Below are 15,211 nucleotides of genomic sequence, written 5' to 3' on the forward strand. Positions count from 1 at the left end.
AACGAGGGTTGGTAAATGATAACACGTCAGCCGCGGAAACTGCTATTAGACGGCGGTAGCGGGCGTTCCGTCGAACCGGCGACGACACGAACGCGCCATACGCTTTGTGGCATCTCGTTTTCCTCGCGCCGCAAGAATCTATGCCGAGAGAGCGAGCCCTGCCTCACTGCGTTCGACAGGACGCTAAAAAACAGCAGAGTAGCCGGGTGGACGACTGCACTACGCGCCTCGCCCGACTACAGAACCGCATCCTCGCGGCTCACTCCGTTCGCCGCTCGTCTTTCCCGCGGGCCCTCACGACGTTCGGCCCCGCGCTACTCTTCGAACCCGTCTTCGAATTTGAACGTCCCGTTGCGCTGGACGATTTCCCCGTCGACCTCGATGTACGAGTCTTCGCTCATGTCCACGATCATGTCGACGTGCTTCGCGGAGTCGTTCTGTTCGACGCCGTCGCCGACCGTCGCGGGGTACGCGCGACCGAGCGCCATGTGGACGGTGTCGCCCATCTTCTCGTCGAACAGCATGTTGTACGTGAACCGGTCGATGTCCCGGTTCATCCCGATTCCCAGCTCCCCGAGCCGGCGCGCGCCGTCGTCCGTTTCGAGGATGCCTTCGAGGACGTCCTCGTTCTGGTCGGCGCTGAAGTCCACGACCTCGCCGTCCTCGAACTTCAGCCACGCGCCCTGAATCTCGCGGGCCTGGTGGTAGACCGGCTTGTCGAAGAGGACTTCGCCCTCGACGGAGTCGGGGACGGGTGCGGTGAACACCTCGCCTGCGGGGAGGTTGTTCGTCCCGCAGTCGTTGAGCGTCACCATGTCCTTCACGCTCATCGTCACGTCGGTCGTGTCGCCGGAGACGATGCGGACCTCCTCGGCGGGGTCGAGAATCTCGACCATCTGCTCCTGGTGGGCCTCGACCTCGTCCCAGTCTTTGAGCATCGCGTCGTAGACGAAGTCCTCGTAGGCTTCCGTGGACATCTCCGCGAGCTGGGCGTCGGCGGGCGCGGGGTAGTGCGTGAGACACCACTTCGTGTCGAGGCGGGCGTTCAGCACGTCGCGGTAGGCGGCGGCGAACGCGGAGCCGACCTCCGTGCTGACGTCGCTCTGCTCGCTGACGTTCTCGTGGGGGCGGCCGACGACGGCGGCATCGGCGTGCTCGAACAGCGACAGGAGGTGTTCGGGCTCGGTGAGGTCGTCGGGGTCGACCTCGCGGAGGTACGCGCGGGCGGCGCGGTCCGTGCCGATGCCGCGGTCGCCGCGCGCGAGCATCACGGGGTTGGCGCCGACCTTCCCGATCTCCTCGTAGAGGGCGACGGCGAGGTCCTCGGCGACCGGCGGCAGGCTCACCACGACGTTCTCCTCGGGCTGGAGGTCGATGGCGCGGTCGACGATGATTTCGGCGTGACGGTGGATGCGGTCGTCCATACGCCACGTTTCGCGCGAACGACCGGAAGGACTTTTCGAATCGAAGCGGTGGCGTGACGCCTGACTTTTGCCGTTGCAGTGCGGACGGACGCACGTGATAGACCTGCGAAGCGACACGGTGACGACGCCGAGCGAGGAGATGCGGGCGGCCGCGGCCGACGCCGAGGTCGGGGACGACGTCTACGGCGAGGACCCGACGGTCAACGAACTGGAGCGGCGCGCGGCCGAGGCGGTCGGCAAGGAGGCCGCGATGTACGTGCCGACGGGGACGATGGGCAACCAGATTGCCGCCCGCGTCCACACCGACCGCGGGCAGGAGGCGCTCGTCGAGGCCGAGAGCCACGTCTACAAGTACGAGCTGGGCGGGTTCGCCCAGCACTCGAACCTGCAGGTGCGGACGTACGACGGCGGCGCGAACGGCGCGCCGACCCCCGAGCAAGTCCGCGACGGCTTCGTCGCGGAGGACCTCCACCGCGCGGGCACGGGACTGCTCTGCCTAGAGAACACGCACAACGTGAAGGGCGGCGTCCCGGTGCCGGCCGACGACGTCGCGGCGGCGGCCGAGGCCGCTCACGACCTCGGCGTGCCGGTCCACGTGGACGGCGCGCGCCTGTTCAACGCCGTGACCGCGCTCGACGCCGACGCCGCCGAGCTACTGGCGCCCGTGGACTCCGTGATGTTCTGCCTCTCGAAGGGGCTGGGCGCGCCCGTCGGGTCGATGCTCGCGGGCAGCGAGGAGTTCGTCGAGGAGGCGCGCCGCGTCCGCAAGCTCATGGGCGGCGGGATGCGGCAGGCCGGCATCATCGCGGCGCCCGGGCTGGAAGCGCTGGCGAACCGCGACCGGCTCCACGTCGACCACGAACGCGCGAAGGAACTCGCAGCCGGGCTCGACGACCTCGACGGGCTCTCGGTCGCGGAGCCGGACACGAACATCGTGCTCGTGGACACGACCGAGACGGGCGAGACTGCGGCGGCGCTGCTGGAGCGTTGCGAGCAGGAGGGCGTCCGCGGCTCGGAGTTCGGCGAGCACACGATTCGGTTCTGCACGCACCTCGACGTGGACGACGAGGACGTCGCGGCCGCCATCGACGCCGTCGAGCGCGCGCTCTAGCCGTCGCCGCGCTTCCCGCTCTCGAAGCCCTCCTTGAAGCCGGTGAGCGTGCGCCGGAGGAACATGAACAGGAAGAACACGAACAACAGGAACGCGGCGGCGAGGACGTAGAACGCGGGACCGAGTTCCACCATACCTCCGCGTTCGACCCGCGGGCATTAGTCGTTTCCCCCACGAGCGTGGGTCGGAGGGGAGTGGAGCCAACGACTGAGACCCACGGACGCGGCGGGCGGCCGTCGTGTCAGGAAAAACTGATTGGCCTGCGACTCGAAGCGGGGGTATGTCCGGCCTGCTGCCCTCCCGCTCGGAGGCCGACGACCCCGAGGGCGAGCCCCGCGTGGTCGGCGTCGACTCCGAGGACGCCGACCGACTCCTGTCGGCGCTCTCCTCGGGGACCGCCCGCGACCTCTACGGCGCGCTCCACGACGCGCCGGCGACCCCCTCGGAGCTCGCCGAGGAATGCGAGACCTCGCTCCAGAACGCCCAGTACCACCTCGGGAAGCTGGAGGACGCCGACCTCGTCGAGGAGTGCGACACGCGCTACTCCGCGAAGGGCCGCGAGATGAGCGTGTACGCGCCCGCCGACGCGCCCGTGGTGTTGTTCGCGGGCGACGAGGAGGAGAGCAAGTCCGTGCGGTCGGCGCTCGCGAACCTGCTCGGCGCGGTCGGCGTGCTGGGCGTCGCGAGCCTGCTCGTCCAGCAGTTCGTCGGCTCCGGACTGCAGGCGCCCGGAACCGCGGGGAGCGGCGGCGCCGAGACCGCCGGCGAGATGTCGGCGCTCGTCGCCGAGACCGACCAGCCCGCGGCGGCGGCCGCCGGCGCCGCCGCGTCGCTCCCGCCGGGCGCGGTGTTCTTCCTCGGCGGCCTCCTCGTGCTCGCGCTCGTCGGCGTCGCGTACTACGCGCGATAGCCCGATGGTAAAATCGCGTTTTGAGTCTGCATCGGCTATTTGATACCACCGAGCGTACGACGTGGTACAGGCTCCCCCGGCCTGCCCCGCTGACGCTACTGCCCCTCCACGCGGAACTCCCGGAGGACGCTCCCGTCGCGGTCCCGAATCTCGCCGCGCACGCCCCCGTTGTCGGGGTGCAACTCGGCGTGCGCCGCGGGGTTGCCGCGCGGGTCGGCGTGACTCCCGGGATTCAGCAACGTCACGTCTTCTGTCTCGGTCACCGTCGGCTGGTGGGTGTGTCCCGACACCACGAGGTCCGCACCGCTCTCCCGCCCGAACATCGCCAAGCCAGTGGTGCCGCCGCGCTGGCGGTGCGTGACCGCGACGCGGAGGCCGCCCGCTTCCAGCGTCCGCGCTTCGGGGAGCCGGTCGCGGACCGCGGGCTGGTCGGCGTTGCCGTGGACCGCGAACAGCTGGTCGGCGGCGTCGTAGAACGCGTCGAGCGCCGTCTCCGTGGTGAAGTCGCCAGCGTGTATCACGAGCTCCGCGTCCCGCACGGCGTCGAGTGCTCGCCCCTGCAAGTCGTGCCCGTCCGTGCTGTGCGTGTCGGACAGAACGGCTATCATGCTCGGTCGTAGCGGCCGCGCGGCCGTGACTGTTTGGTTACGCGAGCGCGCCGGCAGCGAGGTAGAGCGCGAGCGCGCCGACGGTCGCCGCGGCGAGCGCCTTCACGGAGAGGACGATGGCGCGCTTGCGGTCGGCGCGCTGGCCGGCTTCCGGCGCCGGCTGGCGCCGGTCCCCAGAAGCGCTGACGTCGAAGACGCCCGCCATCGCGAAGCCGACGCAGAACCGCGCTCGCGCCTGCAGGACGCCGAGGAAGCCGACGAACAGCGGCGCGACGGCGGCGAGCAGCCACGCGCGGTCGGCGTGGACGGTTGCGACGGCGGCGACGAGCAGCGCGGCGGCGGCGAACCCCGCAACGCCGGTCAGGTAGCGTCTGCGTCGCTCCGCGTGACCGATGTTGCACGCGCCCGGTTGGTACTCTGTCACGCCCGGGTCTTGGGGCCGGGCGAATACCTATGTGTCGGCGGGCTGAATCACGAGGAAATGGCCGGTAGCAAGTCCGTCGTGCTCGCGGCGCTGTTCGCGAACGGCGCGATTGCGGTGTTGAAGTTCCTCGCGTTCCTCGTGACCGGGAGCCCGGCGATGCTCTCGGAGGTGTACCACTCCGTCTCCGACACCGGGAATCAGGTGTTTCTGCTCATCGGCATCCGGTACGGCGCGCGGGAGGCGACGCGCTCGCACCCGTTCGGGTACGGGAAGGCGCAGTTCTTCTACTCGTTCCTCGTGAGCGTGATGCTGTTCGGCATCGCTGGCTGGGAGTCCGCCTCCCACGGCTACGAGGCGCTCACGGGGCACGGGCGCGTGCTCGGCCGGCAGGCCGAACTGCTCGGCTACGAGTTCCCGGGCGTGTGGGCGAGCTACGCGGTGCTGCTCGGCGCCATCGGCTTCGAGACGTACGCGTTCGCGAAGGCGTACAAGGAGATGCAGCGGCAGATCGAGCGCCACGGCTGGAGCGGGTTCCGGGAGGCGTTCCGCCGCACCAGCGACACGACGACGCTGACCGCACTCACGGAGGACACGGTGGCGTTGCTCGGCCTCGGGCTGGCGCTGGTGGGCATCTTCCTCACCGAGCAGACCGGCAACCACGTCTACGACGCGGCGGCGGCGCTGCTCATCGGGCTGCTGTTGATGGGGTTCGCGGCGGCGCTGGCGTGGGAGAACAAGCGCCTGCTGCTCGGTGAGAGCCTCCCGGCGGCCGACGAGAACGACCTGCGTCGCGTCGTCGAGGAGCGCCCGGAAGTGGAGTCCATCGCGGGCTTCCGGACGGTGTACTTCGGGCCGAACGAGGTGCTGGTGACGGCGGACGTGGCGTTCGACCCCGCGCTGGACACCGAGGAGATAGACGACGCGATAACGAGCCTCGAAGACGCGCTCCGGGAGGCCAATCCGGCAATCTCGAAGGTGTACGTCGAACCCGAGACCGAACGATAGTCGCACGGGATTCGGGAACTCTGTTTTCTCGTCTGCAAAATATATTTCCTCAGTTGGTAAACCTTTAAGTGCGATGGGGGCGAATAGTGGAGTGTAATGAGCACCCAGAAGCACGTGCTGAAGCACGCCGGCGACGTCGAAGGCTCGGAAGGTCTTCGCATCGACGAGGAGAAGGCCGAACAGGTAATCGATGCGCTGAACGCCGACCTCGCGGCGACGTACGTCCTCTACCACCAGCTCCGCAAGCACCACTGGAACGTCGAGGGCGCGGAGTTCCGCGACCTCCACCTGTTCCTCGGCGACGCCGCCGCGCACGCCGAAGAGTTCGCCGACGAGCTCGCCGAGCGCGTGCAGGCGCTGGGCGGCGTCCCGCACGCCAGCCCCGCGACCCTCCAGGAGGAGTCGCCGGTCGAGCCCGAGGACGAGGACGTCTACGACATCCGGACGTCCCTGCAGAACGACCTCGAGATGTACGGCGACATCATCGAGACGCTGCGCGAGCACGTCGACCTCGCGCAGAACCTCGGCGACCACGCCAGCGCGGAAATCGTCCGCGAGAACCTCGTGCAGGTCGAGGAGGACGCCCACCACGTCGAACACTACCTCGAGGACGACACGCTCGTCGTCAACGAGTAACCCCGCCGACGAGAGTTTCGTTTTTCTGCGCGCTATCGGTCGCTAGCGGCGCGTAGCGGCAGCGCGCGGGGAGAAGGGGCGGCTATCGTTCGACGGGGACGGTCTCGTCAGTAGAGATCCAGCCGTCGGGGTTGTCCGACTCGGTGAACACCGTTCGGGTCGGCGAGGACTGGAACGCCGCGACGCCCTCGCCGGCGGCCGGCGTCTCGTCCTCGCGGTCCTGCGTGACTGCCATCACTACCCCGTAGGGACCCACCCACGAATATACGTTTTGGTGTGCCTAAACTCGTCCGGGGTGGCCGCCCCACGGCCGCTACCCCCGCGACTACTTCCGCTGGGAGCCGGACGTTTATACGGCATCGAGCCGAATCGGACCCCAACGTGGCCGCGAGCAACTCCCCGGACTACATGGAGTTCTTCCCGAAGGCGTCGCCGTACGACAACCAGCGGGAGGCGATGGACGGCATCCGCGACGCCCTCGACAGCGGCCGCGACGTCCTGTTCGAGGGGGCCTGCGGGACCGGGAAGACGCTCGCCGCGCTCGCGCCGGCGCTGTCGCACGCCCGCGAGACCAACAAGACGGTCGTCATCACGACGAACGTCCACCAGCAGATGCGCCAGTTCGTGCGCGAGGCCCGCGAAATTCACGACGCCGAGCCGCTGCGCGCGGTCGTCTTCAAGGGGAAGGGGTCGATGTGCCACATCGACGTCGACTACGAGGAGTGTCAGGTCCTCCGCGACAACACCCACGAGCTGGTGGACGCCGAGCGCGACAAACAGCAGTTGGAGGAGCGCCAGCAGGCCCTGTTGGAGGAGAGCCAGGACGGCGACAGCGAGGCCGCCGAGGCGCGCGAGGCGGTATTAGACGAACTGGAGTCCGTGGAGGACGAACTCGAAGACCTCCAGGAGGGGAACGTCTGCGAGCGCTACTACGAGAACCTCGTCGGGGACAACGACGACTTCTACGAGTGGCTCTACGACGGCGTCCGCACGCCCGAGGACATCTACGAGTACGCCGAGGAGGCGGGCCTCTGCGGGTACGAACTCCTGAAGGACGGCATCGAGGGCGTGGACCTCGCGGTCTGCAACTACCACCACCTGCTGGACCCGGGGATTCGCGCGCAGTTCTTCCGCTGGCTGGGCCGCGACCCCGAGGACGTGGTGGTGGTGTTCGACGAGGCGCACAACGTCGAGGACGCCGCGCGCGACCACGCCACGCGGACGCTCACCGAGAACACCCTCGACAGCGCGCTCTCCGAACTGGAGGAAGTCACGGACGACCGCGGCGCGGCCGCAGAGCGCGTGCTGTCGGCGTTCCGGGACGCGCTCGTGGAGACCTACGAGGGCGCGTTCGGGCCGGGCGGCGACGGTCCCGCGCTCGCGCGCTCGGAAGTGGACGGGAACTGGACGGACGTCCCGGTGGCGAACGAGGACAAGCGCGACGACCTCACACTCGAGTTCCTCCAGCAGTACACCGGCCCCGGCATCCGGGAGGACGTCGACGACGCGCTCGCGCTCGGCGAGTACCTCGACGAGGAGTACGACGAGGCCTACCGGAACGGCGAGACGACCACGCGCCGGGAGTGCTTCGTGCTGGAGGCCGCGGAGTTCGTGGAGTCGTACGTCGAGGACAGCGGCGAACTCGGCCAGTACCCGACTGCGGCGGTGCGCCGCGACGAGGGGACGAACGACGTCTACGGCCGCGCGGAACTGTACACGTGCATCCCGCGGGACGTGACGACGGACCTCTTCGACGCCGTGCACGCCAGCGTCCTGATGAGCGCGACGCTGCGGCCGTTCGACGTCACCGCGGACGTGCTCGGCCTGGAGGACCCGGAGACGATGGCGTTCGGCCTCCAGTTCCCCGAGGAGCGCCGGCGCACGTTCGCGGTGGACACGGAGCCGCTGTTCTCCTCGAACCGCGACGACCCCGACACTCAGGAGGAAGTCGCGGGCGCGCTCCGGGACGCCGTGAACTTCACGCCCGGGAACTGCCTGTTTTTCTTCCCGAGCTACGCGGAAGCCGAGCGCTACCACGACTTACTGGGGGACGTGGACGCCGCGCGCTACCTCGACCAGCCGGGCACGAGCGCCGAGGAGCTCCGGCAGACGTTCACGGACGACCGCAACGGCGTCCTGTTCACGTCGCTGTGGGGGACGCTCGCGGAGGGCGTGAGCTTCGACGGCGACGACGCCCGCACCGTCGCGGTCGTCGGCGTCCCCTACCCCCACTTGGACGCGCGCGCCGAAGCCGTCCAGGACGCCTACGGGCGCGTGTTCGGCGACCGCGACGACCGCCGCAACGAGGACGCCGGCTGGCGCTACGCCGTCGAGATTCCCACCGTCCGCAAGACGAGGCAGGCGATGGGCCGCGTCATCCGCTCCCCCGACGACTTCGGCGTGCGGATGCTCGTGGACCGCCGCTACACCAAGGAGAGCCGCACCGCGATGCGCAAGTACAGCGTCAACCCCGCGTTCCCCGCCGAGGAGCGCCGCGAACTCGTGGACATCGACCCCGAGAAGCTCCGCGTGTCGATGCTGAACTTCTACACGGACCTCGACGCCTACGACGGTCAGCCCCCTCGTCCGTAGGTCTCGTGTCAGCGGCTAGCGTCTCCAGCTCCTTCGACGACACCTCGAAAGCCCCGGCACGCTCGCGTTCGCTCGCTTGCTGCGCTCCTCGGCCTCCGGCCTGCGGTGCTTGCGGCGCGAGCGAACAGGTAAACGCGAGCGCGCCGCCCCTTTCAGTCCGCCCGTAGCCGGTTGGTCAGCCGGTAATGGGCGGATTGAAAGGGGCGAGGCTGTAGACGAAGGCGCACAAAGCAAGCACCGCAGCGTAGCGAGGAGCGCAGCGAGCGCACCAAGTCTACAGCCTCGGGGCTTTCGGGGTGTCAGAAGCCACTTCGGGGGAGTACGCTGCTTTCGAAGGATTCACTCCGATACAAAGAGCGGAAGAAAACTCTCGGACGTCACGCAGGAAGCGAGAGCGTGTCGACGCGTTCGCCGCGTTCGGCGTCGTAGAGGTACAGTTCTTCGATGTTCCACGTGACGGGGCCGACCTGTCGGCCGTCGACGTTCTCGACGGCGCGGCGGCCGCGGAAGCCGTCGGCGTCGCGGGCGAGCGTGACGTGGGGGTCGTAGTCGTCGCCGCCTTCCATCACGGGCACGGGGTCGAAGACCTCGCAGAGGCGCTGGTGGATGCCGTGGAGGCCGGGGCTCTCGACGGCGAGATAGACAACGGGGCTGGAGCCGTTCGGCGGGTTCTCGAACGTGTCGACTTCGGCGACGCGGGCTTCGACGACGGGCGCGCCGGCGAGGGCGTCCTGGGCGGTCTGCCACGCGGTGCGGAGCTGCTTGCGGTCGTCGGCGGGGACGCGCTTGACGAGCAGCGTCTGCTCGCGGCGCTCGCGGATGCGGGCGAACTCCGAGAGCGCCGGGCGGAGGTCCGCGGCGACCTTCTTGACTTCGGCCGGAACCGGAGCGTTCACGCTGTACACGTGCGCTAGTGGGGCGTCGAGCGGGAAAGCGCTGACGTTAGATGCGGTCGAGCAGCCACAGCACGAGCAACACGAGCACGACGACCGCGATGAGCGGCTGGGCGAGTCCGAGCAGGCCGGCGAGCGCGCCGACAATCCCGCCCAGTATTTCGAGCGCGAGCCAGACGACCACCAGCACGAGCACGATTTTCAGCAGGTCTTCGACGTCGAGTGCGCCGCGGGCTGATGTCATGTGGGGTCGCTAGGGGAGCACGCTGATAAGGGTTCAGGCAATCGTGTGGCGTGTTACCGTAGATGGCAAGACCACGGGACGGGAGCAACGTTTAAGCACTCGGGACCGTTCGAGACTGGTAATGACGCAGTCGTCGGCTCGCGCCCGCCGCTCGCCCTCGGTGAGCAGCGGGACCGTCGGCTGTCCGGTGTCCTCCCGTCGCGTGCCGCGACGACCGGGGTCCTTCTGACCCCACTACAGCTACATCCCTCGTTTTCGGTCTCGCATCACTTCCCGACTACCGCGGCACACACCACACACGGAACACACAATGACAGGAGGAACGGTCGCGCTCGCCTTCTCCGGCGGGCTCGACACGACGGTCTGCGTACCGCTGCTGAAAGAAGAGTACGGCTACGACGAGGTCATCGGCGTCACAGTCGACGTCGGCCAGCCCGAGTCAGAGTTCGCCGAGGCCCACGAGACGGCCGACGCGCTCGGCGTCGACCACTACGTCGTGGACGCGAAAGCCGAGTTCGCCGACCTCTGCTTCGAGGCGGTGCAGGCGAACGCTAGCTATCAGGGCTACCCGCTGGGCACGGCGCTCGCGCGCCCGGTCATCGCCGAGGCGATTCTGGAAGTCGCCGAGGAACAGGGCTGCACGGCACTCGCGCACGGTTGCACGGGGAAGGGCAACGACCAGCTTCGCTTCGAGGCCGTCTGGCGCGCCAGCGACCTCGACGTCATCGCGCCGGTCCGCGAACTCGGGCTGACGCGCGAGTGGGAAATCGACTACGCCGACGAGAAGGGCCTGCCGGTCGAGGCGGGCAACGAGGGCGAGTGGAGCATCGACACAAACCTCTGGAGCCGCTCCGTGGAGGGCGGCCAGCTGGAGGACCCCGGCTACGAGCCGCCGGAGGACATCTACGACTGGACGGACGCCCCCAGCGACGAGACCGAGACCATCGACATCGAGTTTGAGGAGGGGGTGCCGGTCGCCGTGGACGGCGACGAGATGGAGCCGGTGCCGCTCATCGAGTACCTCAACGACCTCGCCGGGAGCTACGGCGTCGGCCGTACGGACATGATGGAGGACCGCATGCTCGGCCTGAAGGTCCGCGAGAACTACGAGCACCCGGCCGCGACGACGCTGCTGACGGCCCACGAGGCGCTCGAACAGCTCGTGTTGACGAAAGACGAGCGCGAGTTCAGCCAGCAGGTCAGCCAGCAGTGGTCGGAGAAGGCCTACGAGGGCCTCGTCGACCACCCGCTGATGGACGCGCTGAACGGCTTCTTCGAGGGCACCCAGCAGAAGGTCACGGGCACGGTCACCGTCAAGTTCGAGGGCGGGCAGGCCCGCCCAGTTGCCCGCGAGAGCGAGTACGCGGTGTACTCCGCGGACGCCGCGAGCTTCGACACGGAGACGGTCAACGGCATCGAGCAGGGCGACGCCACGGGCGTTGCGAAGTACCACGGCTTCCAGTCCCGCCTCGCGAACGCGAGCAAGCCGGAGCTGGCGCCGGATGGAGGCGACGAGGCGTCCGACGAATGAGCGGGGAGAGCGACGGCACGGTGGTTCGCCGCGACCGCTTCAGCGGCGGCCCCGCGCGGTCGTTCCTCTCCTCGATGGACGCCGACCACCGCATCTTCGCGGCGGACCTCGCGGTCGACCGCGCGCACGTGGTGATGCTCGCCGAGCAGGGCGTCGTCGACGACGACGAGGCGGCGACGATTCTGTCCGCGCTCGACAGCGTCGAGGACGCGGGCTTCGACGCGCTCCCCGAGGGTGAGGACGTCCACGAGGCAATCGAGACCGCGGTCGTGGAGCGCGTCGGCCCGGTCGGCGGGAAGATGCACACGGCGCGCTCGCGCAACGACGAGGTCGCGACCTGCATCCGCGCGCGCCTCCGCGAGGACGTGCTGGCCGCGCTCGACGCGGTAATAGCGCTCCGCACGGCGCTGGCGGACGTCGCCGAGGCCGAAGCGGACACCGTGATGCCGGGGTACACGCACCTCCAGCCCGCCCAGCCGACGACCGTCGCGCACTGGGCGCTCTCTTACGAGGGGACGCTCGCCCGCGACACGAGCCGGCTGCTGGACGCGTTCGGCCGCACGAACCAGTCGCCGCTGGGCGCGGCGGCGTTCGCGGGCACCACGTTCGACGTGGACCGCGAGCGCACCGCCGACCTGCTCGGGTTTGACGGCGTCGTGGCGAACTCGATGGACGCGTCGGCGAGCCGTGACTTCCTCCTCGAAACCGTGGCGGCGCTGTCCTCGGTCGCGGTGACCTGTTCGGGCCTCGCGGAGGACGTCGTGCTGTTCGCGAACCGCGGGTTCGTGGAGCTCAGCGACGACTACTCCTCGACGTCCTCGATCATGCCCCAGAAGAAGAACCCGGACACGCTGGAACTCGTGCGCGCGACCGCTGGTGACGCGGTGGGCGCGTACACGAGCCTCGCGACGACGCTGAAGGGGCTGCCGCGGGCGTACAACCGCGACCTCCAGCGCGCGACGCCGCACGCGTGGGACACCGCCGACGACGTGACCGACGCCGTCGAGGTTGCGGCGGGCGCGGTCGCGACGGCGGAGTGGCCAGCCGAGGAACTGGAAGCCGCAGCGGGCGAGGGGTTCTCGACGGCGACCGGCGTGGCGGACGCGCTGGCGGCGACGGGGATGCCGTTCCGCACCGCGCACGAAATCGTCGCGCTGGCGGCCGAGCAGAGCGACGACGCCGACGGGTCGAACGCGCTCCCGGAGAGCCACGCCAGCGACGGCGTCAGCGGCGAGCACAGCGCGGACCTCGTCGCGGTGGACGCGGCGGCCCGCGAGGTGACCGGAAAGCCGCTGTCCGAACTCGCGGACCCGGAAGTCGTGGCCGCGGCGCTTGACCCCGTGACGAACGTCGCACAGCGTGACTCGGCGGGCGGCCCCGCGCCCGACGCGGTGCGCGACGCGCTGGACGACGTGCGGGTCGAGCTCGCGGCCGACGAGGCGGAAGTCGCCGACCACGAGGAAGCGCTAGCGGCGGCGGCCGACGACCTCGCCGCGGAGGTGGCGGCATATGAGTGAGGCGGCCGCCGGCGCGACGGCTCGCGCCCGCTCGTCTGGCACGCCGGCCGGTCTGCGACGAGAGCGACCGCCCCTCCGTGGGCAAATAGACAACATACTTACTACGTATCTGGTTTCGGCTGGTTGGTCGTTTTGGGCGTTTTCGCGTCGTTAGCTGCTTCTCCAGTTCGTAAAAGAAGTTTGACAAGTCCGATTAGCTTAAGTGCTATCAGTGAGAACGTGGGAGTGCTATGAGCACATGTCCCGAATGCGGGTCCGACGTGGCCCTGCACGACGACCTCGAAGTCGGCGAAATCGTCGACTGCGACACCTGTGGCACCGAACTGGAAGTCGTGGACACCGACCCCGCAGCCCTCGATCGAGCGCCCGAGCTCTCCGAGGACTGGGGGGAGTAAGTTGCGCGTCGGCATCCTCTACTCCCGGATTCGGAAGGACGAGAAACTGCTGCTCGGCGAGCTCCGCGAGCGCGGCCACGACGTCGAGAAGATAGACGTCCGCAAGCACGGCTTCGGCCTCGACGACACCGACGCCGCCATCGCGGACTGCGACCTCGTGGTCGACCGCTGTCTGGCGACCAGCCGCAGCAAGTACGCCACGGAGTTCTGCCGGCACTACGACGTCCCCGTCGTGAACAGCCCCGACACCGCGGCCGTCTGCGCGGACAAAGTGCGGACGAGCCTCGCGCTCGACGACGCGGGACTCCCCACGCCCGACACCACGGTCGCGTTCACCACCGAGAGCGCGCTGGAGGCCGTCGAATCCTACGGCTACCCCTGCGTGCTGAAGCCCGTCGTGGGCTCGTGGGGACGCCTGATGGCGAAACTCGACTCGCGGAACGCCGCCGAGGCCGTCCTCGAACACAAGGCGACGCTCGGGCACTACGAGCACAAAGTGTTCTACATCCAGGACTTCGTGGAGAAGCCGGGGCGGGACATCCGCGTGCTGGCGACCGACGGCGAGCCCGTCGCCGCGATGACGCGCTCGGGCGACCACTGGCTGACCAACGCCGCGAAGGGCGCAGAGACGAACTCCTTCGAGGTCGACGAGGAGGTCGCCGACCTCGTCGAGACCGCCAGCGACGCGGTCGGCGGCGGCCTGCTGGGCGTGGACCTGATGGAGACCGGCGACGGCTACACCGTCCACGAGATCAACCACACCGTCGAGTTCAAGGCGCTGAACGACGCCAGCGACGTGGACGTCCCGGCCGCGGTCGTCGACTGGCTGGAGGACCGCGCCGCCGCGGAAGTGGAGGTGACGCCCTGATGGCCGAGAGCACGACCGCCACGATCGTCGGCGGGAGCGGGTTCGCTGGCGGGGAACTCCTCCGCCTGCTCGCCGGCCACCCCGACTTCGAGGTGGCGCAGGCGACCAGCCGCGAGTACGCGAACAAGACCGTCGGGAGCGTCCACCCGAACCTCCGCGAGATGGACCTGCGGTTCACGCCGCCGACGGACCTCGAATCCGTAGACGTGCTGTTCGCGGCGGCGCCCCACGGCGTCGCGATGGACCACCTCGACGAGTGGCAGGACGCCGCGGACACCGTGGTCGACCTGAGCGCGGACTTCCGCCTCGAAACCGAGAGTCAGTACGACGAGTGGTACGACGGCCACAGCGCGCCCGAGTACCTCGACGACGCTGTGTACGCGCTCCCGGAGCTCTCCCGCGAGGAGCTCTACGGCGCGGACCTGATTGCGGGCGGCGGCTGCAACGCGACCGCGACGATTCTCGGCCTGCTCCCGCTCGCGGAGGCCGGCTTGCTGGACGACGCGCACGTCGTCGTGGACGTGAAAGTCGGCTCCTCGGAGGGCGGCGCGGGCGGCGGCCCCGCCTCCTCCCACCCCGAGCGCTCGGGCGTCGTGCGCCCGTACGCGCCCACGGGCCACCGCCACGAGGCCGAAATCGAGCAGTTCCTCGGGCTCTCGGTCTCCTTTACCGCGCACGCCGTGGACATGGTCCGCGGCGCGAGCGCGACCTGCCACGTGTTCCCCGAGGAGACGCCCTCGACGGGCGACCTCTGGAGCGCGTACCGCGAGACGTACGAGGACGAGCCGTTCGTGGACATCGTCGCGGGCGGCAGCGGCGTCTACCGCTACCCGGAGCCGAAGGCCGTCGCCGGGACGAACGGCGCGGAGGTCGGCTTCGAGCTGGACGAGGACAACGGCCGCGTCGTGGCGTTCTCGGCCATCGACAACATGATGAAAGGCTCGGCGGGGCAGGCCGTCCACGCGGCGAACGTCGCGCTCGGCTTCGACGAGACCGCCGGCCTCGACCAACTCGGGTTGCACCCGGTGGGAAGCCCATGAGTCACGCTCACCA

The 15,211-nt window shown here is 69.2% G+C and carries 17 protein-coding genes; 10 read left to right on the forward strand and 7 right to left on the reverse strand.

Features of this window, described 5'->3' with window-relative positions:
- Window positions 1-314: 314 nt before the first annotated feature.
- Window positions 315-1,424: an aminopeptidase gene (locus tag HHUB_RS12570; protein ID WP_059057946.1), complete on the reverse strand. Its 1,110-nt coding sequence runs from the start codon at window positions 1,422-1,424 to the stop codon at window positions 315-317.
- Between the two features lie 94 nt (window positions 1,425-1,518).
- On the opposite strand from HHUB_RS12570, the gene HHUB_RS12575 reads away from it, so the two are divergent.
- On the forward strand, window positions 1,519-2,535 hold the full coding sequence (locus HHUB_RS12575) for a threonine aldolase family protein (protein WP_059057947.1): 1,017 nt from the start codon (window positions 1,519-1,521) through the stop codon (window positions 2,533-2,535).
- On the opposite strand, the gene HHUB_RS17120 is transcribed toward HHUB_RS12575, so the two are convergent.
- Window positions 2,532-2,669 (reverse strand): DUF7859 family protein, encoded by a 138-nt coding sequence (locus tag HHUB_RS17120; RefSeq protein WP_169793415.1) that lies wholly within the window; start codon window positions 2,667-2,669, stop codon window positions 2,532-2,534. The two genes, HHUB_RS12575 and HHUB_RS17120, sit on opposite strands and share 4 nt — an antisense overlap.
- A 146-nt stretch (window positions 2,670-2,815) precedes the next feature.
- Between HHUB_RS17120 and HHUB_RS12580 the strand changes: the two genes are divergently transcribed.
- The gene (locus HHUB_RS12580; protein WP_059057948.1) at window positions 2,816-3,445 is read left to right on the forward strand and encodes an ArsR/SmtB family transcription factor; all 630 of its coding nucleotides are present in this window, start codon (window positions 2,816-2,818) and stop codon (window positions 3,443-3,445) included.
- 95 nt (window positions 3,446-3,540) lie between these two features.
- Here HHUB_RS12580 and HHUB_RS12585 read toward each other — a convergent pair whose 3' ends face one another.
- The gene (locus HHUB_RS12585; RefSeq protein ID WP_059057949.1) at window positions 3,541-4,053 is read right to left on the reverse strand and encodes a metallophosphoesterase; all 513 of its coding nucleotides are present in this window, start codon (window positions 4,051-4,053) and stop codon (window positions 3,541-3,543) included.
- 37 nt (window positions 4,054-4,090) lie between these two features.
- The gene (locus HHUB_RS12590) at window positions 4,091-4,477 is read right to left on the reverse strand and encodes a hypothetical protein (protein ID WP_059057950.1); all 387 of its coding nucleotides are present in this window, start codon (window positions 4,475-4,477) and stop codon (window positions 4,091-4,093) included.
- A 57-nt stretch (window positions 4,478-4,534) separates the two neighbouring features.
- On the opposite strand from HHUB_RS12590, the gene HHUB_RS12595 reads away from it, so the two are divergent.
- Entirely contained in the window at window positions 4,535-5,482 is a 948-nt protein-coding gene (locus HHUB_RS12595) for a cation diffusion facilitator family transporter (RefSeq protein WP_059057951.1), read from the forward strand.
- A gap of 96 nt (window positions 5,483-5,578) precedes the next feature.
- Window positions 5,579-6,118 (forward strand): DNA starvation/stationary phase protection protein DpsA, encoded by a 540-nt coding sequence (dpsA, locus tag HHUB_RS12600; protein WP_059057952.1) that lies wholly within the window; start codon window positions 5,579-5,581, stop codon window positions 6,116-6,118.
- Between the two features lie 82 nt (window positions 6,119-6,200).
- Here dpsA and HHUB_RS17125 read toward each other — a convergent pair whose 3' ends face one another.
- Window positions 6,201-6,353, reverse strand: coding sequence for a hypothetical protein (locus tag HHUB_RS17125; protein WP_169793416.1), 153 nt, complete (start codon window positions 6,351-6,353; stop codon window positions 6,201-6,203).
- Window positions 6,354-6,526: 173 nt separating this feature from the next.
- On the opposite strand from HHUB_RS17125, the gene HHUB_RS12605 reads away from it, so the two are divergent.
- Window positions 6,527-8,710 (forward strand): ATP-dependent DNA helicase, encoded by a 2,184-nt coding sequence (locus tag HHUB_RS12605; protein ID WP_059058314.1) that lies wholly within the window; start codon window positions 6,527-6,529, stop codon window positions 8,708-8,710.
- Between the two features lie 377 nt (window positions 8,711-9,087).
- Here HHUB_RS12605 and HHUB_RS12610 read toward each other — a convergent pair whose 3' ends face one another.
- Together HHUB_RS12610 and HHUB_RS12615 are read right to left on the reverse strand one after the other, a co-directional pair.
- Window positions 9,088-9,615, reverse strand: coding sequence for a 2'-5' RNA ligase family protein (locus HHUB_RS12610; RefSeq protein ID WP_059057953.1), 528 nt, complete (start codon window positions 9,613-9,615; stop codon window positions 9,088-9,090).
- A 37-nt stretch (window positions 9,616-9,652) separates the two neighbouring features.
- Window positions 9,653-9,847: a DUF7554 family protein gene (locus HHUB_RS12615; RefSeq protein WP_059057954.1), complete on the reverse strand. Its 195-nt coding sequence runs from the start codon at window positions 9,845-9,847 to the stop codon at window positions 9,653-9,655.
- A 310-nt stretch (window positions 9,848-10,157) separates the two neighbouring features.
- Between HHUB_RS12615 and HHUB_RS12620 the strand changes: the two genes are divergently transcribed.
- The 5 genes from HHUB_RS12620 (at window position 10,158) to argC (ending at window position 15,198) form a co-directional block, all read left to right on the forward strand.
- Window positions 10,158-11,378 (forward strand): argininosuccinate synthase, encoded by a 1,221-nt coding sequence (locus tag HHUB_RS12620; protein ID WP_059057955.1) that lies wholly within the window; start codon window positions 10,158-10,160, stop codon window positions 11,376-11,378.
- A complete protein-coding gene (gene argH, locus HHUB_RS12625) occupies window positions 11,375-12,895 on the forward strand; it encodes an argininosuccinate lyase (RefSeq protein WP_059057956.1) in 1,521 nt (506 codons plus the stop codon). Before HHUB_RS12620 ends, argH begins: the two co-directional genes overlap by 4 nt.
- A 230-nt stretch (window positions 12,896-13,125) precedes the next feature.
- Window positions 13,126-13,290: a lysine biosynthesis protein LysW gene (lysW, locus tag HHUB_RS12630; RefSeq protein ID WP_059057957.1), complete on the forward strand. Its 165-nt coding sequence runs from the start codon at window positions 13,126-13,128 to the stop codon at window positions 13,288-13,290.
- Window position 13,291: 1 nt separating this feature from the next.
- Window positions 13,292-14,158 carry a lysine biosynthesis protein LysX gene (gene lysX / locus HHUB_RS12635; RefSeq protein WP_059057958.1) on the forward strand — a complete coding sequence of 289 codons (867 nt, stop codon included), beginning with the start codon at window positions 13,292-13,294 and terminating at the stop codon, window positions 14,156-14,158.
- Window positions 14,158-15,198, forward strand: coding sequence for an N-acetyl-gamma-glutamyl-phosphate reductase (argC, locus tag HHUB_RS12640; RefSeq protein ID WP_059057959.1), 1,041 nt, complete (start codon window positions 14,158-14,160; stop codon window positions 15,196-15,198). The genes lysX and argC overlap by 1 nt, the downstream gene beginning before the upstream one ends.
- Window positions 15,199-15,211: the final 13 nt, after the last annotated feature.

The organism is Halobacterium hubeiense (assembly GCF_001488575.1).
In the GTDB taxonomy this organism is placed as follows: Archaea; Halobacteriota; Halobacteria; order Halobacteriales; family Halobacteriaceae; genus Halobacterium; species Halobacterium hubeiense.